We start from the raw sequence: 24,923 nt of genomic DNA, 5'->3' as shown, positions 1-24,923 counted from the left end.
CTTCTTCAAGAAAAATACGGCCGTATCGCCGCAGTTTTTTCGTGAATCAGTTGGGTTCGCAAAAGCAGAAGAAAGCTAGCGCTGTTGAGCTGCTAGCGTTTGGCTGGAGAAGTCGTTTTTCTCCAGCCAGACCTCAGGCTTTCTTCTATAGGCTGCTGGCTCCCAAAGAGACCCCATACGGCGCATGGTAGATAAAAAAAATTATAATTATATAGGTAATTTAGGTGGTGTTAAACAAATAGGGTAAAACCTCCGAGTCGTCCGGTTAGGGGGCGGCATTTCGGCTCGGTTACCGCTGCAGTTTGGCCAGGTAGTTTTTCAGGGAGAGGTACTTGCCGTACTTCAGGTGCACGGCCACGATGGTGGTGAGCGGTACGCCCAGCGCGTGCAGGTGCAGAATCCGCTCGCGGTCGGCGTCGTACATGGACGGCTGCACCACGCCCTTGGGCTTGCCCAGCACGATGCCCTGCTCGCGCCGCGCCCGCAAGCCTTCCTTCGTGCGCTCGGAAACGAAGTCCCGCTCCAGCTCGGCCAGCATGGCGAAGATGGTGAGCAGGATTTTGTGGGTCATGTCGCGGTGATTCTGCGGGTCTAGGTCCAGGCCCTGCTTGACCAGAATCAGCCGGCACCGCTTCTGGTGAATCAACTCTTCAATCAGGCCCAGCACTTCGCGCAGCGAGCGGCCTAGCCGGGAGAGCTCGGAGACGATGACCGTATCGCCGGCAGCAACCTTGGCCAGCAGTTCGGGCAGGCGGCGCTGCCCGGCGGTGCGGCGGGAAGACATTTCTACTTCAATCCACTCGTCGAGGGTCCAGCGGTGCTCGACCAGGTAGCGGGCAATGAGGCTCTTCTGGCTCTCGGCCGATTGGGCGCTCGTGGAGACGCGGACGTAGCCAAATAGCATGGGCAAAACGGGCAGGGTAGCGATAAGGTAAATGCGCTTCGTAAAGGTACCGGTTTTCGATACCTTTACATGGACGTTAACGCTATCATTGGTGGGTAGAAATAACGGTCGTTAAGTCCATCGGTTTTCGCCCTCTCCATGGCTACGCACCTGCGGATTCACCTGGGCAAGGAACGTGAGCTCTACGAGCAGCCCCCGCTGGTACCAGCGGCCGAGCAGGCCCGGGTCTTTGCCGTCCCGGATTGGGCGGATGTTCACTTGGCCCGGATGCTGGCGCCGGTTAACCGGGTCGGGTTCGTGCTGCAGCTGGGCTACTTCCAGATTAGCCAGCGCTTCTACGTGGCCACCCGCTACCACGCGGCCGATGTGGCGTACGTGGCCCAGCAGCTGGGCCTGGGGCCCGCCGACTTTGACCCGCTTCGCTACGCCGATGCCCGCTATTATGGCCTTGGTTAAAAGTTTGGTACAAAAGTTAAACGGGCGAGCTAGTTTGGGCTGTGTTTAATAGGATTTAGTGCCACTTAGGTAAAGTAGCCGTTCAGCGCCCAATCCAATCGACCCTTGGACTACCTATCCGTTTATTGGTATCTCTAGAAGGCCAATGCAGCGACTGCTCTTGTTGCTTCTCCTTCAAATCTATTCAACAATAAATCGTTGACTCATTGTTGTTTACTTATAGGTTACGAATAAATTCGTAAGTGTTGGTAGGAAAATCGAACTACTCTTCTACCTTTGACTTACGAATAAGTTCGTAACCTATCGCTGCTGACCCATGAGTGACCTGCCCCTTCCCAAACCCACCGACGCCGAATTAGAGATTCTGCAGGCGCTCTGGCAGCACGGCCCCGTGACGGTCCGCGTCGTCAACGAGCAACTCAACCAGAAGCGGGAAGTCGGCTACACGACCACGCTGAAGTGGATGCAACTGATGCTGGAAAAAGGCCTGGTCATACGCGACGACGCGCAGTGGCCGCACGTGTACCGGGCGGCGGTCAAGGAAGAGGAAACGCAGGGGCACCTGCTGGCCCGCCTGACGGAATCGGCCTTCGGCGGCTCCGCCCTCAAACTGGTGCTGCGGGCCCTGGGCCTGGGGCAGAACACCCGCGAAGAGCTGGACCAAATTAAGGCCCTGCTGAACGACATCGAACCCTCCACCCCCACTTCGGCCGACGATGAGCGCGCTTAACGACTTGTTTACCCCGGCGTTGTTGCGAGCGACCGGCTTCACGCTGTTGCACTCACTCTGGCAAGGAGCCATCGTGGCCGTCGTAGCAGCCGTGCTGCTGCTGGTGTTGCATCGGCACCGCGCCGCGGTTCGGTACGGCGTGTTGCTGGGGAGCCTGCTGCTGGTCGTGGCCTCGGCGACGACCACCTTTGTGCAGTACTACGGCACTGTGCCGGCCGGGTATGGGAACGGCCAGGCCGCCACCGCCACGGGGAAGACCACCGCGCAGCTCGGCGCCCACCAGACGCTACGGGTACTCGACGCGGAACTGGCCGACTACCTGCAGGCGGGACTCGCGGCGGGCACCACCTACGCCGAGCAGCATTTGCCGCTCCTGGTGGGCGCCTGGCTGCTCGGCCTGCTGGCCATGACGCTGCGCCTGCTGGCCGGCCTAGCCTACGTGCGCCGGTTACGGCGCTACCGGGTAGCGGCGTTGCCGGCGGCGTGGCAGCAGCGGCTGGACGCGTTGGGCACGCAGGCGGGCCTGACCCGCCGGGTCCAGGTGCTGGCCTCGGCCCTGGTCCCCTCGCCGGTCGTGGTGGGCTACGTCAAGCCCGTCATCCTGCTGCCAATCAGCGCCCTCACCGGGCTGGCCCCCCGTGAGCTGGAGCTGATTCTGGCCCACGAAGTCGCCCACGTGCTGCGCCAAGATTACCTGGTGAACCTGCTGCAGACGCTGGTGGAGGTGGTCTTTTTCTACCACCCGGCCGTCTGGTTTCTTTCCGCAGCCCTGCGCACCGAGCGGGAGCATTGTTGCGACGACCTGGCCGCGGAACTGTGCGGTGATGCCCGCACGCTGGCCCAGGCCCTGTCCTCGCTGGCGGAACTGGCCTACGCCGAGGCCCGCGCCCCACGCCTGGTACTGGCCGCCGCTGGTCCCGCAGGCAAGGGCGCGCTACTGGGCCGCGTGCGGCGCCTGGTCATGCGCCCACCCGCGGCACCGGCCTTCTGGGCCAGCGGCTGGACGGTCAGCGCGGTGCTGCTCGGCGTGGCCCTGCTGGTGGGCTCCACCCTGACGTCGCTGGATGCCGTCGCCCACGCGGCGCCCCGGACGTCCACCCGTCAGCAGGCCCCGCAACGCAAACCCGTTGACCTGCTGGAGGATGCCATGAAGCGAGACGGCCTGCTGCCCAATCCTCTAACCTACGAATATACCCTGCGGGCGAGCAGCCTGGTCGTCAACGGGCAGGCGCAGCCGGCAGCCGTGGCCGCCCGCTACCGCCGACTCTACGAATCCCTATCCGGCGAGTCGCTGTGGCCGGTGGTCTCGTCGCTCTACCGCCACGTCCACGACGAGGACGAGGCGCCGGCCACTCGTCCAGCCGGCGCGGCGACGCCCTAACTCCCCCGCGCTCCGCCTGCCGTCGGCGCGGCCATTTACCCCGACTATCTCTCCCTTGACTTGCCTCTGCTGAGGCAGGGCAGCTCCTTCGTGCCTGCTCGGGCCCCCGTTTCCGACTCGTTTCCCCGTGCCGCCTGACGGCCCCTTTATCTGCTAGACTTCGCCTGCTCCTCTCCGTCCCCGCGCGGGTCGGCCAGCCGGGCTGTGCCCACCGGGAACCACCCACTCTCTCTCGACCCCTTCTTAACCTCCCTTTCTGATGACTCCAGTATCGGGCCTACTCCGCAGGCACCCTTGGTCGACCCTTGCCGTTACCTTCCTGCTGGGAGCGGCCAGCACCCCCTTGACCGCCCAGGCGCAACAGGCCGCCGTCCTCACCGGCCGCGTGCACACGCTCAGCGGCACACCGGTGGAATTTGCGACCCTGACGCTGCACCGGGCCGCAGACTCGGTGGTGGTAAAAAGCGAGTTCAGCGACGCGCAAGGCGCTTTCCACTTGGAGGCCGGGGCTGGCGGGCCCTACCTGGTCTCCGCGGCGCAAGTCGGCTACGAGCGGTACTGGTCGGCCCCGGTGGCGCTGCCGGCCGGCGGCCTGGCGCTGCCGCCGATTGCGTTGCGCCCCAGCGCCGCCACGGCCCTGCAAGAAGTGCGCGTGGTGGGCCGGAAGCCCCTGTTTGAGCATTTGGCTGACCGCACCGTGGTAAACGTGGACGGCTCGCCCCTGGCCGCCGGCAACACCACGCTCGACGTGCTCAGCCGCGCCCCGGGCGTCACGGTGGCGGGCGACAACCTAGCCCTGCGCGGGCGGCAGGGCCTGTTGGTGCTCATCGATGGTAAGCGCCAGCCGATGACGGGCTCGGAGCTGGCCGACTACCTGCGGGCCCTGCCGGCGGAGCAGCTGAAAAGCATTGAGCTCATCACCAATCCGCCCGCTAGCTACGATGCGCAGGGTGGTGCCGGTATCATTGCCATCACCCTCAAAAAAGACCAGCGCCAGGGCACCAACGGCACGGCCAACGTAGCGTACGGGCGCGGCTACCACGGGCGCCTGGCCACGGGCCTGTCGCTGAACTACCGGCGCAACCAGGTCAACCTCTTCGGCAGCTACACCTATTCCGACCGCACCCGGGAGCTGCCGCTGACCGCGCACCGCGACTTTACCCAGGACGGGCAGCCCTCGGGCACCAGCGACCTGGATAGCCGCAACCGCCTGCGGGCCCAGGCCCACACCTGGCGGGCCGGGCTGGACTACACGCTCTCCAAGCGCACCGTGCTGGGCGTAACGGCCAGCGGCCTGGCGCGCGAGGCCCACAACGGGGGCACCAACGACACCCGTTTCTACGGGCCCGACGGAGGACTCACCGGCGTGACCCGGGTGCAGTCCTTCCGCGACGTGACCACGCCCAACGCAGGCGCCAACCTGAACCTGCGCCACGTGCTGGCCGATTCCAGCGGCAGCGGCGAGGTGACCGGGGACGTGAGCTACGCCGCCTACCGCACCACCCGGTCCCAGGGCCTGACCACCGCAACGGAGGGCCCGGCGCCGGCCGCCGGCACACTACTCGGCCAGCAGGTCGGCCGGCTCAGCCTCCAGTCCGCCCAGGTGGACTACCGCCAGCCCCTGACCGGCGGGCGCCAGGTGGAGCTGGGCGTCAAAGCTAGCGCGGTGCGCACGGACAACGACGCCGTGTTTACCCGCATGGTAGGTGGCCAGACGGTAGTGGACCACACCCTGACCAACCGGTTCCGCTACGACGAAACCATCGGCGCGGCCTACGCCAGCCTGGCTCAAACCTGGGCCAAAACCCAGCTGCAGCTGGGTCTGCGCGGCGAGCAAACCTGGGCCACGGGCCGCCAGGACGTGGGCGGCGAGGGCTTCAACCGGCGCTACTTCCAGCTGTTTCCCAGCGGCAGCCTGACCCGCACACTGTCCGACAAGCACGAGCTGGCCCTGGCCCTGAGCCGGCGCATCGACCGGCCGGGCTACAGTGCCCTCAATCCGTTTCGCGTCTACGTCGACGCCACCACCTACAGTGCGGGCAACCCCGACCTGCGGCCCCAGACCAGCTACAACCTGGAACTCACGCACACCTTCCGGCAGCAGCTGAGCACCAGCCTGAGCTACAGCGCCACCCACCTTCCCCTGGTCGACGCCGTGCAGCCCGAATCGGCCACCAGCCGCCTGATTGTGCAGCGGCCGGTGAACCTGACCCGCCAGCAGTACTACGCCCTGACCCTGACCGCCCCCTGGGAGCCGCGCAAGGGGTGGAACTTGTACAACACCCTGGTGGCCTACTACAGCCGCTACGTGGGCGAGTTGGCCGGCACGACGCTTCGCCAGGGACGGCCCGCCTTCAGCCTGAGCACCGAGAGTACCGTGGCCCTGCCCAAAGGCTGGCTGCTAGAGGCCAATGCCAGCTACAACTCCCGGGAGCAGCTGGGCTTCATCGACCACTGGGCGTACGGCCAGCTCAGCTTGGGCGCCCAGAAAAGCCTGTGGGCGGGCAAGGGCACCCTGAAGCTGAGCGTCACCGACGTGCTGTTCACCGACGTGACGCGGGGCCGGTCCGTGTATGCCAACTACCAGGAACGGTTTCGGGAGCGTTCCGATTCGCGGGTGGCGACGCTGTCGTTTGCGTATCGCTTCGGCAACGAGCAGGTGGCCCCGGCGCGCCGCCGCACGGACGGGGCCGCCGACGAGAAACGCCGGGCGGGGCAATGAGCGGCGTACGCCATGCTCTCTGACTACTGATTTGAGTGAACGGACAGTGGCCTAAGTAGGGGAGATTGAATCACTACAGACCGATTGGTTGGGGCCAGAAAGGTACGCCTTGCTGGCCCCCGCCAATTTGTGGCTGTTATGCTGGTAGAAACAGGGCCAGAAAGTGGAGCCATTACCACATCCTGCTGGCCCCACCTTGTTGACCTGTTCGGCCAGCTCATTAATGCTGCCACTTAGTTCTTCGCGTTGTACTCTTCCCTAATCCAGCAATGGCTCGCATTACGACTTCGGCTGGCTTGCACGGCTCATCGGGGGCTAGGGAGTAGCCATACCGTTTCAGGCGACAGTCTGCTAATACATTGGATGTCAGCAAAATAACGGACCCATCGGACAAAGTAAAGCGGCTTCTGCCGGTCGAGACCCCACACGTGCCCGTCCCAAAGCTTCGGGTGTGCTTTCGGGCTTTGAAGGCGACCGCCACAGCCTCGCCCGAACTGGCCGTTAGCGTATCGGTCAACACGGCCACTATTGGATTGGTAGACTTCAACGTATAATGAGTGGCTGTTTCCGCCTCTACGTCGCCATCCGCCAATGCTTTGCCTTTTTCGTATCTCCACGCGATTTTGGCATTATTCGCGTCAAAAGAATAGCCGAGCGTATCTTCTCCCACAATCGGCCCTACCCCCACAAGCATCGGCCACATATTCCCTCGCAAATCCACGAGCCAGCCTTTTAATGATGGCGTATCCTGTTCTTTGATTTGGGCCTGTAGGTTGGCCATATACGCATCTAGCTTTTCCTGGCTGCCGACAACCCAGGGATTCGGATGTAGCCGATGTCCTCAGGGACCGGCTCGTCGGGGTATAGCGGAAGTTGCTGAGCAGGGGATATTTCGGAGCTCTTCACTGGGCAGGCGCCATAAAACTGGGTGTGCTTGTCGCCTAAAGCAGCGATGGCAAATTCAACTGCTGGATAGGCCTGCTCAATGGTGTTGGCGTCACTTGCTTTTGCTAGCACATTCTGCTTGAAAACCTCCCAGTTGATGGCCGCCCGATTAACGAAATTGACTTGCAGTATGCGGACTACTTCCTCCACATAGTTCCGCACCGCCGGGGAGGAAGGCTTACGTTCTGCACGACAAGTGGTAACGACAAAGAATAAAATGCTGAAATAGAGTAGCCGTTTCATCCGTCCAAGTTAGGATATGCCTAGAATACAGTTAGCCGCCTAGGGAACCTCCGGCCACGATCCGCGCACCGACCACTTGCGCCCGGTCACAGAGCACCTACTAGCCCAAGACAATCGCCCGGCTCACGGGTGGTACGCGGAGAACGGCCCGCACAGTCATTTCCGTTTAATGACAGCCAAACGCCCGCTCGTTTAACCTTTGTACCAAACTTTTAACCAAGGCCTACTTCGTAGCCGGGCCCTAGCAGCTTCTTCACCGCCCCCGCCAGCCCGCGCAAATCGGTGGTGTGGGTGTGGGCCTGCACGTGCTGGCGTACGGCTTGCAGGCGGCGTTTTTCGGCTGCATCACGGGGCTTTTGCTCGATGGCTACGTAAGCCTGCTGTGCCGGAAAAGGGTCTGCTACGGCGGTGGTTTTGGGGTACGGGTTCATAGGAAAAGGAAATAGGGTAGGAGAAAAGCGGGAAGAGCCCGCGTCGCTCAGCGCGCGCTCAGGTAGCGCGGGTCTCGGAAGCCGGCCAGCAGCCGGGCCGTGGCAAAGGCGGCGGCAAAGTGCCCGCGGTGATAATCGGCGTGCAGTTGGCCCACGTGCAGGAATTCGTAGCGAAGGCCCGTGTGGCCCAGGGGCTGCAGAAACTGGTCGGCTTCCTCGGCGCTGAAGCCGCTCAGGTCCCGGCCATCGCTGAGCAGCACCTGCACGCCGGGCCGCTCGCCGGCCCCACGCCCGTAGACTTCGTAGATGAGGCCCACGGCGTGCTCGCGGGGATAGAGCACGGCGTCGCCGACGATTAACTGCTGGGCTGCAGGCATAGGGACGGGAAACAGCGTGAATGGGGTGATACTCTCAGAGCAGCAACAGGCGGTACTGTCCGGCTTGGTCTTCGCGGGTGGCGCGCACGGCCTCGCGGGCCAGGGGCCGCAGGGACTTGACCAGGGCTTCAAGTACCTGAAAGTCTTCGTCGGTGGCCACTGCCACCGGCAGGCGCTCGGCTACTTCGAGCGTGAGGCCCTCGCTGCTCAGGCCGTAGCCGCGCTGCTGCATGTCGGCTTCGATGTCGGTGAGCACGGCGCCCACCCGCGCGCGGTAGTGGTTCCAGTCGGGGTCCCCGAAAACGGGAGCGTCACTTGCATTCATGGGGCGGTAGGGGGGAAGGGGGTGAAAAAGAAGCCAGCCAGGTGGGCAGCCGCCGGCCGCGGCTGCCCGGGCAAGTGCTTATGCGGCCGCTAGCCAGCTGAGCTCCGCCGCTCGGTACTGCTGGCTCACTTCGTCTTCTTCGGGTACCAGCTCCACCACCCGGGTCGGCGCGGGAGCGGCCACCGGCTCGCTCTCCTCGACCACGCCCAAAATCAGCTTGGCGGCGCGCTGGGCCTTGCTGGCCGCCTGCAGCACCAGCTTTTTGTCATTTTTCAGACGCTCCAGCCAGGACTGAATGTAGGCCACGGCATTGGTCTCGGTCTGGGCCGTGTCGAGCCCAGCCGCGGCGCAGAGAAAGGAAGCGCCCATTTCGGCCGTCAGCTCCTCGCGGGCGTAGCTGGCCGAGCGCTTGCCTTCGCCGGCGGTCAGGTCCGGCCGGTCGAGCCGGGAAGCGTGGCCCGTGCTGTGGGTCAGCTCGTGAAACAGGGTCGCGTAGTAGCCTTCGGCGGTGGTGAAGGTGGCCCGCTCCGGCATGTTTACCAGGTCGAGTGCCGGGGAGTAGTAGGCCCGCTGGTGCAGGTGCTCAATGGCCGGTCGCCCGTCCCAGTTGCGCACAATGGCCTCGGCCGCCTCAATGGGTGTGTGCGCGTGGCGTTCCACCGCGGGCAGCACAAAGTCAATGTTTTCGATGTCCTCCACTGAAAACACGGTGTAGTACTTCAGGAAGGGCGTTTTTTCTTCCTTGCCGGTTTGCTCGTTCTCGCGTACCGACACGTTGTAGTACACCACCGGGTGCCCCTTGGCGCCCTTGCGCACGTTGCCGCCCAAGGCCAGGGCCTGCTTGAAGGTTAAAAAGAAGGGCAGCGCGCCGCTGAAGTGCAGCAGAAAGGCGTTGATGCCCGTGTAAGCCGCGCCGGTTGCGTAGTTGCGGGGCAAACCATACACCGCGTTCCAGGGCTTGCGCCACGGAATCACCCCGCCTTCCAGCGCGGCCACAATGCGGTCGGTTACAATCTGGTACACGTCGGGGCGAGGAGTGGCGGTACGGGCGGCGGGCTTGCGGGTCTTTTTCATGATAAAGCGCTGTTTCCGTGGGCGTTTATTATACTTATTAAACGAAAAAAGCACCCGTGTAGTTTTCTTTTTGCTCTTTATATTATATCTTTTTGCTCTTTTTACACCGTCTTCTTTCCCCCACTGCCCCTTTGTGGCTGCGTCGAAAAGACGGTATGACAGCAGCTTAAAAACCACTTTTTATAAGCGGCAGTCTAGTTTGATGAGCCTTCGGCCAGACAGCTTGCCCAGCCAGTTCGATACAGCGCGTGGCCGGGTAACACCCACGGTATTGATAGGAGCCTTCGTCAACTTCCGGCTACAATTTTTAGCCTTGTTTCTACTAATTTTATTAGCAGCACGTATTATTGTGGCCACGCCTATGCTACACCACCCATGCGCAACGTCGAATTAATCCCGGTCCACGACTCCCAAACCCCATTTTTGCTTCCCCTTTTTAGCTGCTCGGTGTCCGCCGGCTTTCCCTCGCCGGCGTCCGATTACACCGATGAGCTGTTTGACCTGAACCGCCTGCTCCTGCGCCACCCCGACGCCACGTACCTGGTACGAGTAAGCGGGGAGAGCATGAAAAACGCCGAGATTCACGAGGGCGACCTGCTGGCCGTGGACAAGCAGATGGAAGCCGACCACAACCACATCGTGGTGGCCGTGGTGGACGGGGAGTGCACCGTCAAGCGCTTGGTGTGCGAGCACGGCACGTGGTGGCTCAAGCCAGAGAACCCCGACTACCAACCCTGGGAAATTCACGACGCGGGCGCCGTGCGCATCTGGGGCGTGGTGACCCACGTGCTGCACGAGCTGGTTCCCGGCAAACTCGCGGCCTTGCTGCGCACCCGCGACTAGTCATGTACGCCCTGGTCGACTGCAACAACTTCTACGTTTCCTGCGAGCGGGTCTTTCAGCCCCGGCTCGACGGCCGGCCTGTCGTGGTCCTGTCGAATAACGACGGGTGCATCATTTCCCGCAGCGCCGAAGCCAAGGCCCTGGACCTGCAGATGGGCGAGCCCTACTTTCAGGTCAAACCCCTGCTGGAGCAGCATCACGTGGCCGTGTTTTCCAGTAACTACGCCCTCTACGGGGACATGTCGCGCCGGGTGATGTGGTACCTGAGCCAGGTGGCGCCGGCGGTGGAAATCTACTCCGTCGACGAGGCGTTCCTGGATTTGCACGGCCTGGAACGCTTCGTGGTCCGCAGTCTGGACACCTTTGCCCGCACCGTGCGCGCCAACGTGCTGGCCCGTACCGGCATCCCGACCTGCGTGGGCATCGCCCCTACCAAGACGCTGGCCAAGCTGGCCAACCGTCTGGCCAAGAAAAACCCGGAGATGGGCGGGGTGTGTTACCTCGACACCGCGGAGCGCCGCCGCTGGGCCTTGGAACAGGTGGCCGTCGAAGACGTCTGGGGCATCGGCCGGCAGTACGCCCAAAAGCTGTATGCCGCCGGCATCAGCACGGCGGCGGGGCTGGCGGCCTGCTCCGAGGCCTGCGCCCGCAAGCACCTGGGCGGGGTGGTGGGCGCCCGGCTGGTGCGCGAGCTGCAGGGCTACCCCTGCCAAGGGCTGGCCCCGAGCGAAGACGGGAGCTTGGCGCGCCGCACGCTGTGTTGCTCGCGCACGTTTGGCCGGCCGCTCACGGCCTTTCCCGACGTGGCGGGTGCCGTCAGCGCGTTTGCCTCCCGGGCCGCTGAGAAGCTGCGCCGGCAGGGCGACGCGGCCCACCTGATGACCGTCTTTCTGAGCAAGAGCCGCTACGGCCTGGAGCCGCCCCCGTATTCCTGCTCCGCCGTGCTTACGCTGCCCGTGGCCACCAACGACACCATCGAGCTGGTTCGCTTTGCGCGGGCGGCGCTCAAACGCCTCTGGCAGCCGGGCAACCGCTACACCAAGGCGGGCGTGATACTCGACGGGCTGGAAACGGAAGGCCAAACCCAGCTTACGCTGTTTGAACCCGCGCCGGTTTCGGAGAAGCGCGCCAAGCTGATGGCCGAGTTGGACGCCCTGAACCGCCGCTTTGGCAAAGGCACGGTGAAGCTGGCGTCGTTGATGTTGCCGCCGGGCAGGGCGCAGGCGCCCTGGGAAGGGCAGGCGCAGTGGCGCACGCCGCAGTATACCACGCGGCTGGAAGATTTGCTGCTTGTTGGGTAAGAGCTACCACCTTTCTGCTTAGCGGAACACGGCAGTTGGTTCGACTTAGACAAGCTATTCATGGGACCCGGGGGCCCATGGCCCACTACGTGGAACTGGACCCCACCGTGACGGTGGGCCACGACTTGTACCGCACCCTCGATGGCTACAGTAGAGGTGGCCGGTGCCTGGGATACCCGCGCCCTGGTCCGCCACGCTCAACGGCCGGCCCATCTGGCGGGTGAGCGACAACCGGCAGTTGGACCTGGGCTTCAACCTGGCCCTCACCCGGACAACCGAAACCAGCTATTTACTTGGGCGCAGCTTCCGGCGCTGAGCGGGCGCCCCCCGCCGGCGGGGAACCTTTGTCTGCTTCTGCCGGTACAAGCGGTAGCCGACTATTTCCGCTGGTCGTTACCTTTGCCCCGATGCGCTTTCTGGCCCTGTTTTTTGCCTTCTACTTCGCCTGCCTCTCGACGCTGACCTGCGCCGACGGCGAAGTTGTGTGCAAAGACGCCAAGCAGACCACCGTGGCCGCGACCCCGCACACCGACTGCGACGCCGGCGCCCTGGGCGACTGGTGCTCCCCGCTGTGCCAATGCCACTGCTGCGGCGGGGCCGTGGTGCCGCTGGCGCCCCTGCCAGCGCTGACAGAGGCCCCCGCCGTGACGTGGGCCACTGCCCTGCGCCACCCCCCCATGCGGGTGAGCGCCCTGACCCGGAGCGCCGGAGCCGTGTGGCAGCCGCCCCAGGCCTAACCCTTCCCGTTTCCTGCTGACTCCCCCGCCGGGGTAGCCTGACGCGCCCGTTGTGCGCCCGGGCTGCTGGCCGCTATCCGTCGCAACGGACTAGCCGCCAGTGAGTACGCCGCCCTCCTGCCATAATAGTTGGCCGGGAGCCGCGGGCCAGCAGGGTTTACCCGAAGTGTTAGACCCAACCCCCACAGCAACGGATGTTTGACCGGCTGATTTATTTTTCCATTCATAATAAGCTCATCATCGGGCTGCTCACCCTGGCCTTGGTGGCCTGGGGCGGCTACTCGCTGAGTCGGCTGCCGATTGACGCGGTCCCCGACATCACCACCAACCAGGTCGTCGTCTACACGGTGGCCCCGTCGCTGGCCGCCGGCGACATCGAGCGGCTCGTCTCCTTTCCCGTCGAGCAGAGCCTGGCCACCATTCCCGGCCGCGAGGAAGTGCGCTCGTTTTCCCGCTTCGGCCTCTCGGTGGTCACCATCGTTTTCGAGGACAAGATTGACATTTACTGGGCCCGCCAGCAGGTGGCCGAGCGCCTGCGCGAGGCCGAAAGTCAGATTCCCCAGGGCATCGGCCGGCCGGAAATGGCTCCGGTGAGCACCGGCCTGGGCGAGGTGTACCAGTACCTGGTGCGCGCCAAGCCCGGCTACGAAAAGCGCTACGACGCCCGCGAGCTGCGCACGATTCAGGACTGGATTGTGCGGCGCCAGCTGCTGGGCACGCCCGGCGTGGCCGACGTGGCCAGCTTCGGCGGCCTGCTCAAGCAGTACGAAATTCGGCTGGACCCCACGCGGCTGCGCTCGTTGAACGTCACGACCGAGCAGGTCTACCAGGCCGTCTCGCGCAACAACCAGAACGCGGGCGGGGCCTACCTCGACCAGAAGCCCACGGCCTACTTTATCCGCACCGAAGGCCTGGCCGAGAATGCCGCCGACCTGGGCAACATCGTCGTGCGCAACACCCAAGGCGGGCTGCCGGTGCTGGTGCGCGACGTGGCCGACGTGCGCTTGGGCTCCGCCGTGCGCTACGGGGCCATGACCCGCAACAACGAGGGCGAAGTCACCGGCGGCATTGTGCTCATGCTCAAGGGCGCCAACGCCAACGAAGTTATCAAAGCCGTCAAGGCGCGCATGGCGACGGTAGAAAAGTCATTGCCCGAAGGCGTGACCATCGACGTCTACCTGGACCGCTCCGACCTGGTGGGCCGCGCCATTCACACGGTGAGCAAAAACCTGCTCGAAGGCGCGCTCATCGTCATTTTTGTGCTGGTGCTGTTCCTGGGCAACCTGCGCGCCGGCCTAGTGGTGGCCTCGGTGATTCCGCTGGCCATGCTCTTTGCCATCAGCCTGATGCGCCTGTTCGGCGTGTCGGGCAACCTGCTCTCGCTCGGGGCCATTGACTTTGGCCTGGTGGTGGACGGCGCCGTGATTATCGTCGAAGCCATCGTGCACCGCCTGCAGCACCACGTGGGCACCGCCGCGCACCCCGACGGGGCCGGGGGCCGCCTGAGTCCCGGCCAGATGAACGAGGCCACGTACGAAGCCGCCTCCAAAATCCGCGCCTCGGCGGCTTTTGGCGAAATCATCATCCTGATTGTGTACCTGCCCCTGCTGGCCCTGGCCGGCATCGAAGGCAAGATGTTTCGGCCCATGGCCGAAACGGTGGCCTTTGCCATTGTGGGCGCCTTTATCCTAAGCCTGACCTACGTACCCATGATGTCGGCGCTGGCCCTGAGCCGCGACACGGAGCACCAGCGCAACTTCTCGGACCGCATGATGAGCTGGCTGGAAGCCCGCTACCGGCCCGTGCTGGAATGGGCGCTGCGCCGCCGGGCGCTGGTACTGGGCACCGCCGTGGCCCTGTTTGCGGGCGCGCTGCTGCTGTTCCGCACCCTGGGCGGTGAGTTCATCCCGCAGCTCTCGGAAGGGGACTTTGCCATCGAGATGCGCACGCTCACGGGTTCCTCGCTGAGCTACACGGTGGACAAAAGCCAGCAGGCGGCGGCCATTCTGACCAAGCAGTTTCCGGAAGTGAAAGAGGTGGTGGCCAAGATTGGCGCCGCGGAAATCCCGACCGACCCCATGCCGGTAGAAGCGGCGGACGTGATGGTGTTGTTGGAGAAGGACCAGGGCAAGTGGACCTCGGCTAGCAGCCAGGAAGAGTTGGCGGAGAAGATGGCCGAGGCGCTGAGCGTGATTCCCGGCGTCACCTTCGGCTTTCAGCAGCCCATCCAGATGCGCTTCAACGAGCTCATCAGCGGCGCCAAGCAGGACGTGGTCCTGAAAATCTATGGCGAAGACCTCGACCGGCTGGCGACCTACGCCCAGCAGGCGGCCCGCCTGGTGCGGCAGGTAGAGGGGGCCGAAGACGTGTACGTGGAGCAGGTCACGGGCCTGCCGCAAATCGTGGTCAAGCTCGACCGCAACCGCATGGCCCGCTTCGGCCTGAACGCCGAGGACGTGAACCGCACGGTGCAGACGGCTTTCGCCGGGCAGAGCGCCGGGCAGCTCTTCGAGCAGGAGCGCCGCTTCGACGTGGTGCTGCGCCTGGCCCCCGAGTTGCGCCAGGACATCAACCAAGTGCGCCAGCTGCTGGTGGCCACGCCCGCCGGCGAGCAGGTGCCCCTGGAGCAGGTGGCCACCGTGGGCCTGCAGGAGGGGCCCAACCAGATTCAGCGCGACGACGCCAAGCGCCGCATCACCGTGGCCTTCAACGTGCGGGGCCGCGACGTGGAAAGCATCGTGCAGGAGCTGCAGGGCAAGATGGACCGGCAGCTCCGGTTTGCGCCCGGCTACTACGCCACCTACGGCGGCCAGTTTGAGAACCTGCGCCAGGCCACCCAGCGCCTGAGCATTGCCGTGCCCGTGGCCCTGCTGCTGATTTTCGTGCTGCTGTTCTTCACCTTCCGCTCGCTCAAGCAGTCGGTGCTGATATTCACGGCCATTCCCCTCTCGGCCATCGGCGGGGTGCTGGCGCTCTGGCTGCGCGGCATGCCCTTCAGCATCTCGGCCGGGGTGGGCTTCATTGCCCTCTTCGGCGTGGCCGTGCTCAACGGCATCGTGCTCATCGGCTACTTCAACCAGCTCAAGGACGAAGGCCGCACGGACCTCTACCAGCGCATCCTGGAAGGCACGCAGGTGCGCCTGCGGCCGGTGCTGATGACGGCCACCGTGGCCTCGCTCGGGTTTCTGCCCATGGCCCTGAGCACCTCGGCCGGCGCGGAAGTGCAGCGCCCCCTGGCCACGGTCGTCATTGGCGGGCTGGTCACGGCCACGCTGCTGACCCTGCTGGTGCTGCCCGTGCTCTACGCCCTGTCCGAGCGCAACCCCAAACCGGAGCAGCAGCCGCAACCGACTCCGGCCCTGCCGGTTTCGGTGGTGGCAGTGCTCGTACTGGGCGGTTTGCTGGCCTGCGGGCCCGTGCAGGCCCAGGGGCCGCTGACGGCGAACCAGGCCGTGAGCCAGGCCCTGCAGGCCAACGGCACGGTGCAGGCGGCGCAACGCTCCCTGGAGGCTCAGCAGGCCTTGCGCCGCACGGCCTTCGACGTGGGCCGCACCACCCTGACCGGCACCTACGGGCAGGTCAACTCCCCGCTTTCCGACAACGTGCTCAGCATCGGCCAGACGCTGGCCCTGCCGGGCTACTACAAGGCCCAGGCCGGGCTGAGCCAGGCCCAGATTGCGGCCCGCGAGCAGCAGCTCGCGCAGGTGCAGGCCGAGCTGCGTCGCCAGGTACGCCTGAGCTACGAGCAGGCCGTGTACGCCCGCCACCGCCTGCGCACGCTGCGCGGGCAGGACAGCATCTACGCCGAGTTTCTGCGCGCGGCCCAGCTGCGCTTCAAGACCGGGGAGGTCAACCGCCTGGAACCGGCCAACGCCATCATCCAGCAGGGCGAAACGCAGAACCAGTTGGCGCAGGCCCAGGCCGACTTCACCATTGCCCGGCGGCAGCTGCAGGCCCTGCTGCAAGCCCCCGGCCTGGTAGCCGTGGCCGACAGCTCCCTGCGCCTGCTGCCTGCCCCCGCCGCGGCCACCGACACGGCCCGGCTGGCCCAGACCCCCGAAGCCCGGGTGCTGCGCCAGCAGCTGGCCGAGCGGCAGGCCGAAACCCGGCTGGAGCAGGCCCAGGGCCTGCCGCAGGTAAGCCTGGGCTACACCAACCAATCCCTGCGCGGCACCTACGAGGTGGACGGGCGGGCGCAGACCTACGGCACCGGCGACCGGTTTCAGAGCGTGCAGGCCGGCGTGGCCATTCCCCTGGTGCGCGGCCCCCAGAAAGCCCGGGTGCAGGCCGCCAAGCTGCAGGAGCAGGTGGCCACGGCCACCTACCAGCGTTACCGCGCGCAAGCGGCCGGCCAGCTCGACGAGCTGCGCACGCGCCTGCAGCAGCAGCAGCGCCGCGTGCGCTTCTACGAGCAAACCGCCCTGCCGCAGGCCACCGTCATCGTGCGCCTGAGCCAGCTTGCGTACAAAGCCGGCGAAACCACCTACTCCGAGCTGCTGCTCAACCTGGAGCGCGCCCTGGCCGTGCGCACCGCCTACCTCGACGCCGTGCTGCAGCACAACCAGACCGTCATCGACCTGGACTACCTGCTGGGCACGGCCGCGCAATAACTTTTCTCTCGACTACGACTTATGAAGTATACCGCATCCTTGGCGCTGCTGCTGAGCCTGACCCTGGCCGGCTGCGGCGCTGATACCAGCTCCACTGCTGACGGTGAGGCCACCGAAAAAAACGCGAAAGCCGAAGCGCCGGCCGGTGAGACCGAAGCAGCGTCGGACCTGGTGACCCTGTCGCCGGCCGAGCAGCAGGCCGGCGGCCTGAAAACCGGCCGCGTGAGTTCCCGCCCCATGGGCGCGGGCCTGGCCGTGAACGGCACGCTGGACGTGCCCCCGGAAAGCGCCGTGTCCATTACGGCCCCGCTGGGAGGCTACGTGCAGAGCACCGAACTGCTGCAGGGCTCCCGCGTGCGCAAGGGCGAAGTGCTGGCCGTGCTGCGCAACCCCGCGTTTGTTACCCTGCAGAAGGAGTACCTGGAGCTGCGCAGCCGGCTGAAGTTTGCCAATGCCGAATTGGCCCGCCAGCGGGAACTGTACCAGCAGGAGGTGGCGCCCCTGAAAAACTACCAGCGGGCCCAGGCCGAAGTCGAAGCCCTGCAGGTGCAGCTCAGCGCCCAGGCCGCGCAGCTGCGCATTGCCGGGCTGCCGGTGGGCGGGGCCATCAGCACCACGGCCACGCTGCGCGCCCCGCGGGCCGGCTTCGTGCGGGCCGTGAACGTCACGGTGGGCCAGAGCGTGACGGCCACCGAGCCCTTGTTTGAAATCGTGGACCCCGAGCACCTGCACGTGGAGCTCACGGTATTCGAGCGGGACGTGGCCCGGGTGCAGCACGGCCAGCTGATTCGCTTTACGCTGGCCAGCGACTCCACCGGCACCCGCCGGGAGCGCACGGCCCACGTGTACCTGGTGGGCAAGGCCATCGGCGACGACCGCACCGTGCGGGTACACGGCCACCTGGACCAGGAAAACGACCCGGCCCTGCTGCCGGGCCTCTACGTGCGGGCCACCATCGAAACGGGGCGCACCGACGCCGCCACCCTGCCCAACTCGGCCCTGGTGCGCTTTGAGGGCAAAAGCTACGCATACGCCGTGGAAGCGCCCGGCCGCTACCGGATGGTGCCCGTCACCCTGGGCCGCAGCGAGGACGCCTTCACCGAAGTTACCCTGCCCGAAACGGTGCCTGCCACCACCACTTTCGTGACGGATGGGGCCTACTCGCTGCTGGCCAAGATGAAAAACGCCGAAGAAGAAGAATAGCCATGGCCCATCCCCTCGAAGACACGCTAATCGCCCGGCAGATAACGCCCACCCCCATGCGCCTGCTGGTGCTGGACGTGCTGCAACAGGAGCCGACCGCGCTGAGCCTAGCCGACGTCGAGCTGCACCTGAAGCACGCCGACCGCATCACGGTGCACCGCACCCTGAAAACGTTCACCGACAAAGGCCTGGTGCACCGCATCGAGGACGGCAGCGGCGCGGTCAAGTTCGCCCTGTGCGCGCCCGACTGCACGCCCGGGCAGCACCAGGACCTGCACGTGCATTTCTTCTGCCTTCGCTGCCGGGAAACCTCGTGCCTGCCCACGACGGCCGTGCCGACCATTGCCTTGCCCGGCGCCTACCAGGTGCAGGAAACCAGCCTGGTCATGAAAGGCCTCTGCCCGCGTTGCGCCAGTGATGCCGCCCTCCCCGCGTAAACAATGCAATAGCATTGCATGCCCCGGCGCCCGAGGTTTGTCCTTGAAACCGGCGGTGCGCGTGCCCGAAACCCCGCTTCCCATGCTCGAACTACTCACCGGTGCCTTTCTGCTCAGCCTGCTCCACGCCGCCATTCCCAACCACTGGGCGCCGGTGCTGGCCGTGGCGCGGGCCGAGCGCTGGCCCTTGCGGCGGGCGGTGGGGGTGACGGTGGCGGCGGGCCTGGCTCACGTGCTGAGCACCGTACTGCTGGGCCTGGCGCTGGGGCTGCTGGGGTGGCGCTTGTCAGCCCGCTTCTCGCAATTTGCGGGCGTGGCCGCCCCGGCGCTGCTCGTCGTCATTGGCTTGCTCTACGCCTTTTCCGGGCCGGGGCACACGCATCCGGACCCCTCCCCCGTGCCGCGGCGCTCTCGCGGGCGAGTGGTGTTGGGCCTAGCGGCCACCATGTTCCTAGCGCCCTGCCTGGAGATTCAGACTTTTTTCTTGGCCGCCGGTACCCACGGCACGGCCATGCTGGCCCTGTTGATGGCCACGTACCTGGTCGTGTCGCTGGGAGCCATGAGCGTGCTGGTGGCCGTGGTGTACTCTGGCATTCGCCGTCTCAACCTCGCAAGCCTGGCCCGGCACGAGCGTCGCTTCACCGGGGCGGTGCTCGTGCTGGTGGGGCTGGCGGGCTTTTTCGTGGACTGGTAGGCTCCTGCGCCTGCCGTCCTATTCTTTCATCCATGCTATTGCTTTCTTATGCCTGACCCCACTTCCCCCGATACCAACGAAGAGCTGAACACCGCCAAGCAGGTGAAGCTCGAAAACGTGGGTGCCCTGAGCCGCGACCAGCTCACGCCCGAAGCCGCCGCCGCGCCCGAAGGCCACGACGTGCCCGGCCACGACCACGCCACCCGCGACCACACCGGCCACCAGCACCCCGCCGGCAAACAGGTCGTGAACCTGGCCGGCGAAGCGGAGGACGAGCACGCCGGGCATTCCCACGGGGACGGCGCCGACCACGACCACGGCCCGACCGGCGCCAACCCCTACCTCTGGCCGGGCGTGAGCTTGGCGCTGCTACTGTCGGGCATTGCGCTGGACTACTACCAGGCAGGCTTCTTCACCGGCTACGTGCGGCTGTTCTGGTACGGGGTGGCCTTTCTGCTGGTCGGCTGGAAAGTCATCCGCTCGGCCATTCAGAGCATTCCCTCGGGCAATGTCTTCAACGAGTTTCTGCTCATGAGCATCGCCACGCTCGGGGCCTTTGCCATCGGCGAGTACCCGGAGGGCGTAGCCGTGATGCTGTTTTACACCGTGGGCGAGCTGTTTCAGGACGCGGCCGTCAACCGCGCCAAGCGCAGCATCAAGGCCCTGCTGGAAATTCAGGCCACCGAAGTCACGGTGGTGCGCAACGGCCAAAGCTTGGTGCTCGACCCGAAAGAAGTGCAGGTGGGCGACGTGATGGAAGTCAAGCCCGGCGAGAAGGTGGCGCTCGACGGCACGTTGAACACCACCGCGGCCAGCTTCAACACGGCCGCCCTCACCGGCGAATCCGCCCCGCAAACCAAGCAGCCGGGCGAGCCCGTGCTGGCGGGCATGATAAACCTGGAATCCCTGATTCAGGTGAGCGTGACGGCGGCCTTTCAGGACACCAAGCTGAGCAAGATTCTGGCGATGGTGCAGGACGCGGTGGGCCGCAAGGCCAAAACCCAGCAGTTCATCACCAAGTTTGCCAAAATCTACACGCCCATCGTCGTGGGCCTGGCCGTGCTGCTCATCGTGGTGCCCTACTTCGTGGTCGACGACTACGTGTTTCGCACCTGGCTCTACCGGGCGCTGGTGTTCCTGGTCATTTCCTGCCCCTGCGCGCTGGTCATCAGCATCCCGCTGGGCTACTTCGGCGGCATCGGCGCCGCTTCGAAAGCAGGGATTCTGTTCAAGGGCTCCAACTTCCTGGACGTGCTGCGCGAAATCGACACCGTGGTGATGGACAAGACCGGCACGCTCACCCAGGGCGTGTTTGCCGTGCAGCAGGTGCAGCCCGCCCCGGGTACCACCCCGGAGCAGCTGCTGCGCTTGGTGGGCGCGCTGGAAACCAAATCCACGCACCCCATTGCGAAGGCCGTGGTGACCCACGTGGGCGCGGCGGCTGCGGGGGTGCCCGTGGAAGGGGTGGAGGAAATCGCGGGCCACGGCCTGCGGGGCAAGGTGGACGGCCGCGACGTGCTAGCTGGTAACACCAAGCTGCTCACCAAGTTCAGCGTGGCCTACCCGCCGGAAGTCGACCAGGTGGTGGACAGCATCGTGGTGGCCGCGGTGGACGGGAAATACGCCGGGTACCTGACCGTGGCCGATGCCCCGAAAGAGGACGCGGCCCGCGCCGTGCAGGAGTTGAAAGCCGATGGCATCAGCAAAGTGGTCATGCTCTCCGGCGACAAGGACAGCATCGTGCAGCGCGTGGCCCGGGAACTGGGCATCACCGAAGCCCACGGCGGGCTGCTGCCCGAAGACAAGGCGCGCTATGTGCAGCAATACCTGGGGGAGGGCCGCAAGCTGGCCTTCGTGGGCGACGGGGTGAACGACGCGCCGGTGGTTGCCCTGGCCGACGTGGGCATTGCCATGGGCGGGCTGGGCTCGGACGCCACCATCGAAACGGCCGACGTGGTGATTCAAACCGACCACCCCAGCAAGATTGCCACCGCCCGCCGCATTGCCCGCGCCACCCACCAGGTGGTGTGGCAAAACATCTGGCTGGCCTTCGGGGTGAAGGCCATCGTGCTGGCCCTGGGCGCCGGCGGCGTGGCCACGATGTGGGAAGCCGTGTTTGCCGACGTGGGCGTGGCCCTGCTGGCTATTTTAAATGCCGTGCGCATCCAGCGCATGCGCTTCAACTCTGACCCCGCGCCGGCGGGCGCTCCCACCCGCTAAGGCCATGCGCATTCTCCGCTCGACGCTGTTGGATTGCCCGCCCGAACAAGCTTGGGAAGCGCTGCAGCAATCCCGACTGCTGGGGTACGTGGCGTGGCCCGTCCTGCGCTTTCGCCCCGTTGCCGTTGCCCAGTTGCCGGCTACGTGGCAGGAGGGCAAGTACCTAGTGCGCCTGTACCTGCTCGGTTGGGTGCCCTTGGCCACGCAGTGGATTGTGATTTCGCAGGACGCCGCCCGCTACACGCTGCGCGACAACGGCCACGGCCCGCTGGCCCGCGTGTGGGACCACCGCATCACGCTTCACCCGGCCGGCGCCGGCCGGACCCGCTACACGGATGAGGTCACCATCGACGCCGGCCGGTTGACGCCGCTGGTAACCGCTTTTGCCGCCGGCTTCTACTGGTGGCGCCAGCGGCGGTGGCGGCAGTTGGTGCGCCAAGCGAAACAGCAACACAATTCCGTAATTTCCCGGCTTTATGCCTGACCGTATGTTTTACCTGCGTCTTCCCGCCCGCCTGCGCCCGCACTTCCACGCCGAGCTGGAAGCGGCCCGGCAGGCCACGGCCCGCCGCGACCTGCCGGCCGCCTTTGCCCACCTCGAACGGGCCCACATCCTGGGCCAGCGCTGGCCCCTGCCGCACACCCATACCCATCTGCTCATGCTGCGCCACGGGTGGCGCACCCGCGACCGGCGCGAAATCCTGGGGCAGGTACCGCGCATCGTGTTTGGGTTCTTCCTGTCCTTCTTCGGCCGCGTGCCCACCGGCAACACCGGCGGGGCCAACGTCTCGCCCGAGCAACCCATGCCCATTCCCCAGGACTTGCAGCAACTGCTCCGCACCGGCAGCCAATAACTTTCGGCTTGGTGGGTAGGAGCGGGGTTTTGGAATTGGCACGGTACGCAGTGTACGGCCAAGCCTGTTTCGAATACCCAACGCCGAACTTGCGTATAACTTCGCAGAGCCGACTTTGGCCACTTCAGCATGAAAGCAATGGGTTGCGACCACAGCACTTCCGAGCGTCTGCGCGCCGAACGCGGCATGCGTACCGGCGGCGGGAATCCGCTGCTGCGGGTGGACCCGACGCATCCGCAGTACCCGCTGGCCTTGGGCGAGGAAGTGCTGTGGTTCGCCGAACCGGTGGTTATCGGCTGGTACGCCTCGCAACCGCAGCTGCCGCTTTTGGCCTTTGGGTTGAGCAACGCCATTCGGCCGGTTGCCCTGGAAGGGCTCGTGGTTCAGTTCGCCGACGCCGGCAGCCCCCTGCTGCTGTGGGCCAAAATGCTGAAATTCGGCCAGCCCAGCCCGTTCATTCTGAACGAAGCCGGCCTGGCCGAACTTCAACAACGCTACCGGCTGCGGGTCCCCTAGCGTCCGAACTCCCGAATACGCAGGCCAGCCTGCTGGCAAAGCCGTTGCAGGTCGGCCGGTACATCGGCAAGGCGCCAAGCCACGACGCATTCCACGTCCTGCAGGCGTACGCCACCGTGAAACTGCGCTTCCACATAATGAAACTCCACTTCTGCTACGTGCGCGGCGTGTATCATCCGTAACAAGTGCGTGTATACCCACCCCGATTGGTTGGGTATTAACGAGGTGATGGGAATGCAGGAATAGGCCGCCGGCAGCACGGCCTGGTCCAACGTATCGGCAATCGACACCGTGGTGCGGCTCAGGATTTCCGGGCGCAGCCGCAAGGCCAAGCGGCCGTAGCCCTCCACGGCCGGGGGTTCGTGGTCGCCTGGTGTCAGGTAGCCGTACACCGGGCGCTGCTTCGGGTCCAAGTCCATCGCGTACCCAAACAGCTCCGTTTCCAGACTCGCCCGCAAAACCGGGTTGAAGGCCCCACCGGAATGCTGCGTTTCAAATTGAGTTTGTACCCGGCCGCTCAGCAAAATCTGCCGCAAGGCTTCGTGCTGGTGCAGGGGGTCCTTTCCACCAATGCGCAGCTGCGGCCGCGCCGGCGCCAGGAGGCGCTGCATGTTGGCAGCCGCCTGCGCCAAATAAGACTCCAGCATTTGGGGAGGCATCACGGGCTTTAGCTTGCCGCGGATGGCGGCCTCCCAATAAGCTCCCTGCTGCTGCACGTGCTGTTGCACGCCCGCCGGCAGGAGTTGGGGCAAGCCCGGTGCCGGGCTTGCATTCGGGCAAGCCGAGCTTGCCAATGACAGACCTAAGTCTGCAGAAGCGCAACGCGCAACAGCTTCTGGTATGATTTCGCCCGGGTGAGCGGCGTTGGGTACGGTTTCGTCATGTACGTCTTTCAATTGAGGTTAAAGGATTTGTTTTGTGCCGCCGCACCTTTCGTTTGGGGTGCCTTGGCTTGTGGGAACCTTGAGGTTCCGCTTATCGCCGTTCCGTGGCGGTGAAGCAACGGTCTGGTTCAGGGCCGGGCGCTAGCCAAGCCGGGTTTCTAAGTATGTATACGTAAAAACCGGGGCTGCTCGGGAATGAGCAGGACAAAGGCAGACGATGTAAGGGCGGCCTGAGGGGCGCCTTCCGTCCTTTTGATGGACGGGGCGGTCCTCTTTCCCGCTGGCACGTAGCCGACAGGTGCGCGGAGTTTGATTTAGCGAAGCGAATCTTCATACAGCTTATATCAATAAATAGTGTGGGGTTTGCCGTTGAGCCCGGCAATTCATCGTTTTATATTATAATTTGCTCATTATCAGATAAATATTTTTCCTGCACCCTGCTTGGCCGCTGGTTGAAAACGGGCCCGCCTCAAATCCATGTTCCCGTGCAGCGGCTCTCGGCCAGCCCTGGTCGAGGGCGCCGGGGTGAAACGGGTCAGGGTATCGGTACCGGGTAAGTAGTGGCCCGCGAAAAAAAAGTGGAAAAAAACTTTATGTCGTAAACATGCGTCATAATATGACGTATATTTGCGACATACTTCATAGCCCCACTATGACCTACGCCAAAACCGCCGCCTTTACCGAGGAGCAACAACAGCTGGCCCGCGTGGCGAAGGCGCTGGCGCACCCGGCCCGCGTGGCCATCATTCAGCTGCTGGCCTCCAAGCAGACGTGCATCTCGGGCGACATCGCCGCCGAGCTGCCGCTCTCGCGCACCACGGTTTCGCAGCACCTTCAGGAGCTCAAGGCGTTGGACCTCATCCGCGGGGAAATCGACGGGCTGACCGTGTGCTACTGCCTCAACACCGAGTTGCTGCAGCAGGTGCAGCAGCAGTTCACGGCCTTCTTCATTGAAGCTACCGCCAGCCCGGCCTGCGGGCCCGCGGATGCGTGCAGCTGCTGATTCCGCAGCTTTTGCCAACCCCTTTCTTGAACA

General features: G+C 64.9%; 26 protein-coding genes. 18 read left to right on the top strand and 8 right to left on the bottom strand.

Annotation, left to right across the window (positions count from 1 at the left end; genetic code table 11):
• Positions 1-191 (top strand): hypothetical protein (locus tag DNI29_RS25045; RefSeq protein WP_238388194.1); only part of this gene is annotated, 191 nt, incomplete at its 5' end.
• 98 nt (positions 192-289) lie between these two features.
• Here DNI29_RS25045 and DNI29_RS23130 read toward each other — a convergent pair.
• Complete coding sequence (locus tag DNI29_RS23130) at positions 290-904, bottom strand: recombinase family protein (RefSeq protein WP_110980525.1); 615 nt, start codon at positions 902-904, stop codon at positions 290-292.
• 138 nt (positions 905-1,042) lie between these two features.
• Between DNI29_RS23130 and DNI29_RS23125 the strand changes: the two genes are divergently transcribed.
• From DNI29_RS23125 to DNI29_RS23110, 4 genes are all read left to right on the top strand, one after another.
• A complete protein-coding gene (locus tag DNI29_RS23125) occupies positions 1,043-1,360 on the top strand; it encodes a DUF4158 domain-containing protein (protein ID WP_110980524.1) in 318 nt (105 codons plus the stop codon).
• Between the two features lie 316 nt (positions 1,361-1,676).
• Positions 1,677-2,090, top strand: a complete 414-nt coding sequence (locus tag DNI29_RS23120; RefSeq protein ID WP_110980523.1) for a BlaI/MecI/CopY family transcriptional regulator — start codon at positions 1,677-1,679, stop codon at positions 2,088-2,090.
• Positions 2,077-3,471, top strand: a complete 1,395-nt coding sequence (locus tag DNI29_RS23115) for a M56 family metallopeptidase (protein WP_110980522.1) — start codon at positions 2,077-2,079, stop codon at positions 3,469-3,471. The genes DNI29_RS23120 and DNI29_RS23115 overlap by 14 nt, the downstream gene beginning before the upstream one ends.
• Before the next feature lie 259 nt (positions 3,472-3,730).
• Positions 3,731-6,193 (top strand): outer membrane beta-barrel protein, encoded by a 2,463-nt coding sequence (locus tag DNI29_RS23110; protein WP_110980521.1) that lies wholly within the window; start codon positions 3,731-3,733, stop codon positions 6,191-6,193.
• Positions 6,194-6,413: 220 nt separating this feature from the next.
• On the opposite strand, the gene DNI29_RS23105 is transcribed toward DNI29_RS23110, so the two are convergent.
• The 6 genes from DNI29_RS23105 to DNI29_RS23080 all read right to left on the bottom strand — a co-directional run bounded on the left by DNI29_RS23105 (position 6,414) and on the right by DNI29_RS23080 (position 9,588).
• Complete coding sequence (locus DNI29_RS23105) at positions 6,414-6,974, bottom strand: S41 family peptidase (RefSeq protein ID WP_110980520.1); 561 nt, start codon at positions 6,972-6,974, stop codon at positions 6,414-6,416.
• 8 nt (positions 6,975-6,982) lie between these two features.
• The gene (locus DNI29_RS23100) at positions 6,983-7,381 is read right to left on the bottom strand and encodes a S41 family peptidase (protein ID WP_110980519.1); all 399 of its coding nucleotides are present in this window, start codon (positions 7,379-7,381) and stop codon (positions 6,983-6,985) included.
• A gap of 212 nt (positions 7,382-7,593) precedes the next feature.
• On the bottom strand, positions 7,594-7,812 hold the full coding sequence (locus DNI29_RS23095) for a hypothetical protein (protein ID WP_110980518.1): 219 nt from the start codon (positions 7,810-7,812) through the stop codon (positions 7,594-7,596).
• Positions 7,813-7,859: 47 nt separating this feature from the next.
• On the bottom strand, positions 7,860-8,189 hold the full coding sequence (locus DNI29_RS23090; protein ID WP_110980517.1) for a hypothetical protein: 330 nt from the start codon (positions 8,187-8,189) through the stop codon (positions 7,860-7,862).
• Between the two features lie 34 nt (positions 8,190-8,223).
• Entirely contained in the window at positions 8,224-8,514 is a 291-nt protein-coding gene (locus tag DNI29_RS23085) for a hypothetical protein (protein ID WP_110980516.1), read from the bottom strand.
• A 78-nt stretch (positions 8,515-8,592) separates the two neighbouring features.
• A complete protein-coding gene (locus tag DNI29_RS23080; protein WP_110980515.1) occupies positions 8,593-9,588 on the bottom strand; it encodes an ArdC family protein in 996 nt (331 codons plus the stop codon).
• Between the two features lie 375 nt (positions 9,589-9,963).
• Between DNI29_RS23080 and DNI29_RS23075 the strand changes: the two genes are divergently transcribed.
• From DNI29_RS23075 to DNI29_RS23025, 12 genes are all read left to right on the top strand, one after another.
• Positions 9,964-10,431, top strand: coding sequence for a LexA family protein (locus DNI29_RS23075; RefSeq protein ID WP_110980514.1), 468 nt, complete (start codon positions 9,964-9,966; stop codon positions 10,429-10,431).
• A 2-nt stretch (positions 10,432-10,433) separates the two neighbouring features.
• Positions 10,434-11,732 carry a Y-family DNA polymerase gene (locus DNI29_RS23070; protein WP_110980513.1) on the top strand — a complete coding sequence of 433 codons (1,299 nt, stop codon included), beginning with the start codon at positions 10,434-10,436 and terminating at the stop codon, positions 11,730-11,732.
• A gap of 163 nt (positions 11,733-11,895) precedes the next feature.
• The gene (locus tag DNI29_RS24650) at positions 11,896-12,048 is read left to right on the top strand and encodes a hypothetical protein (RefSeq protein ID WP_162303731.1); all 153 of its coding nucleotides are present in this window, start codon (positions 11,896-11,898) and stop codon (positions 12,046-12,048) included.
• Between the two features lie 91 nt (positions 12,049-12,139).
• Positions 12,140-12,469, top strand: coding sequence for a DUF6660 family protein (locus tag DNI29_RS23065; protein WP_110980512.1), 330 nt, complete (start codon positions 12,140-12,142; stop codon positions 12,467-12,469).
• Between the two features lie 194 nt (positions 12,470-12,663).
• On the top strand, positions 12,664-17,079 hold the full coding sequence (locus DNI29_RS23060) for a CusA/CzcA family heavy metal efflux RND transporter (protein WP_110980511.1): 4,416 nt from the start codon (positions 12,664-12,666) through the stop codon (positions 17,077-17,079).
• 21 nt (positions 17,080-17,100) lie between these two features.
• The gene (locus DNI29_RS23055; protein WP_110980510.1) at positions 17,101-18,282 is read left to right on the top strand and encodes an efflux RND transporter periplasmic adaptor subunit; all 1,182 of its coding nucleotides are present in this window, start codon (positions 17,101-17,103) and stop codon (positions 18,280-18,282) included.
• Between the two features lie 56 nt (positions 18,283-18,338).
• Positions 18,339-18,719 carry a Fur family transcriptional regulator gene (locus tag DNI29_RS23050; protein ID WP_238388193.1) on the top strand — a complete coding sequence of 127 codons (381 nt, stop codon included), beginning with the start codon at positions 18,339-18,341 and terminating at the stop codon, positions 18,717-18,719.
• 82 nt (positions 18,720-18,801) lie between these two features.
• Positions 18,802-19,413, top strand: coding sequence for a hypothetical protein (locus tag DNI29_RS23045; protein WP_123823404.1), 612 nt, complete (start codon positions 18,802-18,804; stop codon positions 19,411-19,413).
• A gap of 48 nt (positions 19,414-19,461) precedes the next feature.
• A complete protein-coding gene (locus tag DNI29_RS23040) occupies positions 19,462-21,633 on the top strand; it encodes a heavy metal translocating P-type ATPase (protein ID WP_110980507.1) in 2,172 nt (723 codons plus the stop codon).
• Positions 21,634-21,637: 4 nt separating this feature from the next.
• Positions 21,638-22,117, top strand: coding sequence for an Rv1443c family protein (locus tag DNI29_RS23035; protein WP_110980506.1), 480 nt, complete (start codon positions 21,638-21,640; stop codon positions 22,115-22,117).
• Positions 22,110-22,487: a DUF3703 domain-containing protein gene (locus DNI29_RS23030; RefSeq protein ID WP_202910569.1), complete on the top strand. Its 378-nt coding sequence runs from the start codon at positions 22,110-22,112 to the stop codon at positions 22,485-22,487. The genes DNI29_RS23035 and DNI29_RS23030 overlap by 8 nt, the downstream gene beginning before the upstream one ends.
• A 129-nt stretch (positions 22,488-22,616) precedes the next feature.
• Positions 22,617-23,003 (top strand): hypothetical protein, encoded by a 387-nt coding sequence (locus DNI29_RS23025; RefSeq protein WP_110980505.1) that lies wholly within the window; start codon positions 22,617-22,619, stop codon positions 23,001-23,003.
• Here DNI29_RS23025 and DNI29_RS23020 read toward each other — a convergent pair.
• Complete coding sequence (locus DNI29_RS23020; RefSeq protein WP_110980504.1) at positions 23,000-23,755, bottom strand: DUF3626 domain-containing protein; 756 nt, start codon at positions 23,753-23,755, stop codon at positions 23,000-23,002. The two genes, DNI29_RS23025 and DNI29_RS23020, sit on opposite strands and share 4 nt — an antisense overlap.
• A gap of 748 nt (positions 23,756-24,503) precedes the next feature.
• On the opposite strand from DNI29_RS23020, the gene DNI29_RS23015 reads away from it, so the two are divergent.
• Complete coding sequence (locus tag DNI29_RS23015; protein ID WP_317048763.1) at positions 24,504-24,890, top strand: ArsR/SmtB family transcription factor; 387 nt, start codon at positions 24,504-24,506, stop codon at positions 24,888-24,890.
• The last annotated feature ends 33 nt before the right edge of the window (positions 24,891-24,923 follow it).

This window comes from Hymenobacter sediminis (genome assembly GCF_003231285.1).
Lineage (GTDB): Bacteria > Bacteroidota > Bacteroidia > Cytophagales > Hymenobacteraceae > Hymenobacter > Hymenobacter sediminis.
The sequence above is the reverse complement of the archived record's forward strand: the minus strand, read 5'-3'. Positions and strand labels throughout refer to the sequence as shown.

Coding starts and splice junctions, on each gene's coding strand:
- DNI29_RS23045 (WP_123823404.1), top strand. CDS start 18,802: ATGCTCGAACTACTCACCGGTGCCTTTCTGCTCAGCCTGCTCCACGCC.
- DNI29_RS23070 (WP_110980513.1), top strand. CDS start 10,434: ATGTACGCCCTGGTCGACTGCAACAACTTCTACGTTTCCTGCGAGCGG.
- DNI29_RS23125 (WP_110980524.1), top strand. CDS start 1,043: ATGGCTACGCACCTGCGGATTCACCTGGGCAAGGAACGTGAGCTCTAC.
- DNI29_RS23080 (WP_110980515.1), bottom strand. CDS start 9,588: ATGAAAAAGACCCGCAAGCCCGCCGCCCGTACCGCCACTCCTCGCCCC.
- DNI29_RS23050 (WP_238388193.1), top strand. CDS start 18,339: ATGCGCCTGCTGGTGCTGGACGTGCTGCAACAGGAGCCGACCGCGCTG.
- DNI29_RS23025 (WP_110980505.1), top strand. CDS start 22,617: ATGAAAGCAATGGGTTGCGACCACAGCACTTCCGAGCGTCTGCGCGCC.
- DNI29_RS23075 (WP_110980514.1), top strand. CDS start 9,964: ATGCGCAACGTCGAATTAATCCCGGTCCACGACTCCCAAACCCCATTT.
- DNI29_RS23060 (WP_110980511.1), top strand. CDS start 12,664: ATGTTTGACCGGCTGATTTATTTTTCCATTCATAATAAGCTCATCATC.
- DNI29_RS23035 (WP_110980506.1), top strand. CDS start 21,638: ATGCGCATTCTCCGCTCGACGCTGTTGGATTGCCCGCCCGAACAAGCT.
- DNI29_RS23115 (WP_110980522.1), top strand. CDS start 2,077: ATGAGCGCGCTTAACGACTTGTTTACCCCGGCGTTGTTGCGAGCGACC.
- DNI29_RS23055 (WP_110980510.1), top strand. CDS start 17,101: ATGAAGTATACCGCATCCTTGGCGCTGCTGCTGAGCCTGACCCTGGCC.
- DNI29_RS23085 (WP_110980516.1), bottom strand. CDS start 8,514: ATGAATGCAAGTGACGCTCCCGTTTTCGGGGACCCCGACTGGAACCAC.
- DNI29_RS23120 (WP_110980523.1), top strand. CDS start 1,677: ATGAGTGACCTGCCCCTTCCCAAACCCACCGACGCCGAATTAGAGATT.
- DNI29_RS23095 (WP_110980518.1), bottom strand. CDS start 7,812: ATGAACCCGTACCCCAAAACCACCGCCGTAGCAGACCCTTTTCCGGCA.
- DNI29_RS23090 (WP_110980517.1), bottom strand. CDS start 8,189: ATGCCTGCAGCCCAGCAGTTAATCGTCGGCGACGCCGTGCTCTATCCC.
- DNI29_RS23110 (WP_110980521.1), top strand. CDS start 3,731: ATGACTCCAGTATCGGGCCTACTCCGCAGGCACCCTTGGTCGACCCTT.
- DNI29_RS23065 (WP_110980512.1), top strand. CDS start 12,140: ATGCGCTTTCTGGCCCTGTTTTTTGCCTTCTACTTCGCCTGCCTCTCG.
- DNI29_RS23040 (WP_110980507.1), top strand. CDS start 19,462: ATGCCTGACCCCACTTCCCCCGATACCAACGAAGAGCTGAACACCGCC.
- DNI29_RS23105 (WP_110980520.1), bottom strand. CDS start 6,974: ATGGCCAACCTACAGGCCCAAATCAAAGAACAGGATACGCCATCATTA.
- DNI29_RS23130 (WP_110980525.1), bottom strand. CDS start 904: ATGCTATTTGGCTACGTCCGCGTCTCCACGAGCGCCCAATCGGCCGAG.
- DNI29_RS23015 (WP_317048763.1), top strand. CDS start 24,504: ATGACGTATATTTGCGACATACTTCATAGCCCCACTATGACCTACGCC.
- DNI29_RS23100 (WP_110980519.1), bottom strand. CDS start 7,381: ATGAAACGGCTACTCTATTTCAGCATTTTATTCTTTGTCGTTACCACT.
- DNI29_RS23030 (WP_202910569.1), top strand. CDS start 22,110: ATGCCTGACCGTATGTTTTACCTGCGTCTTCCCGCCCGCCTGCGCCCG.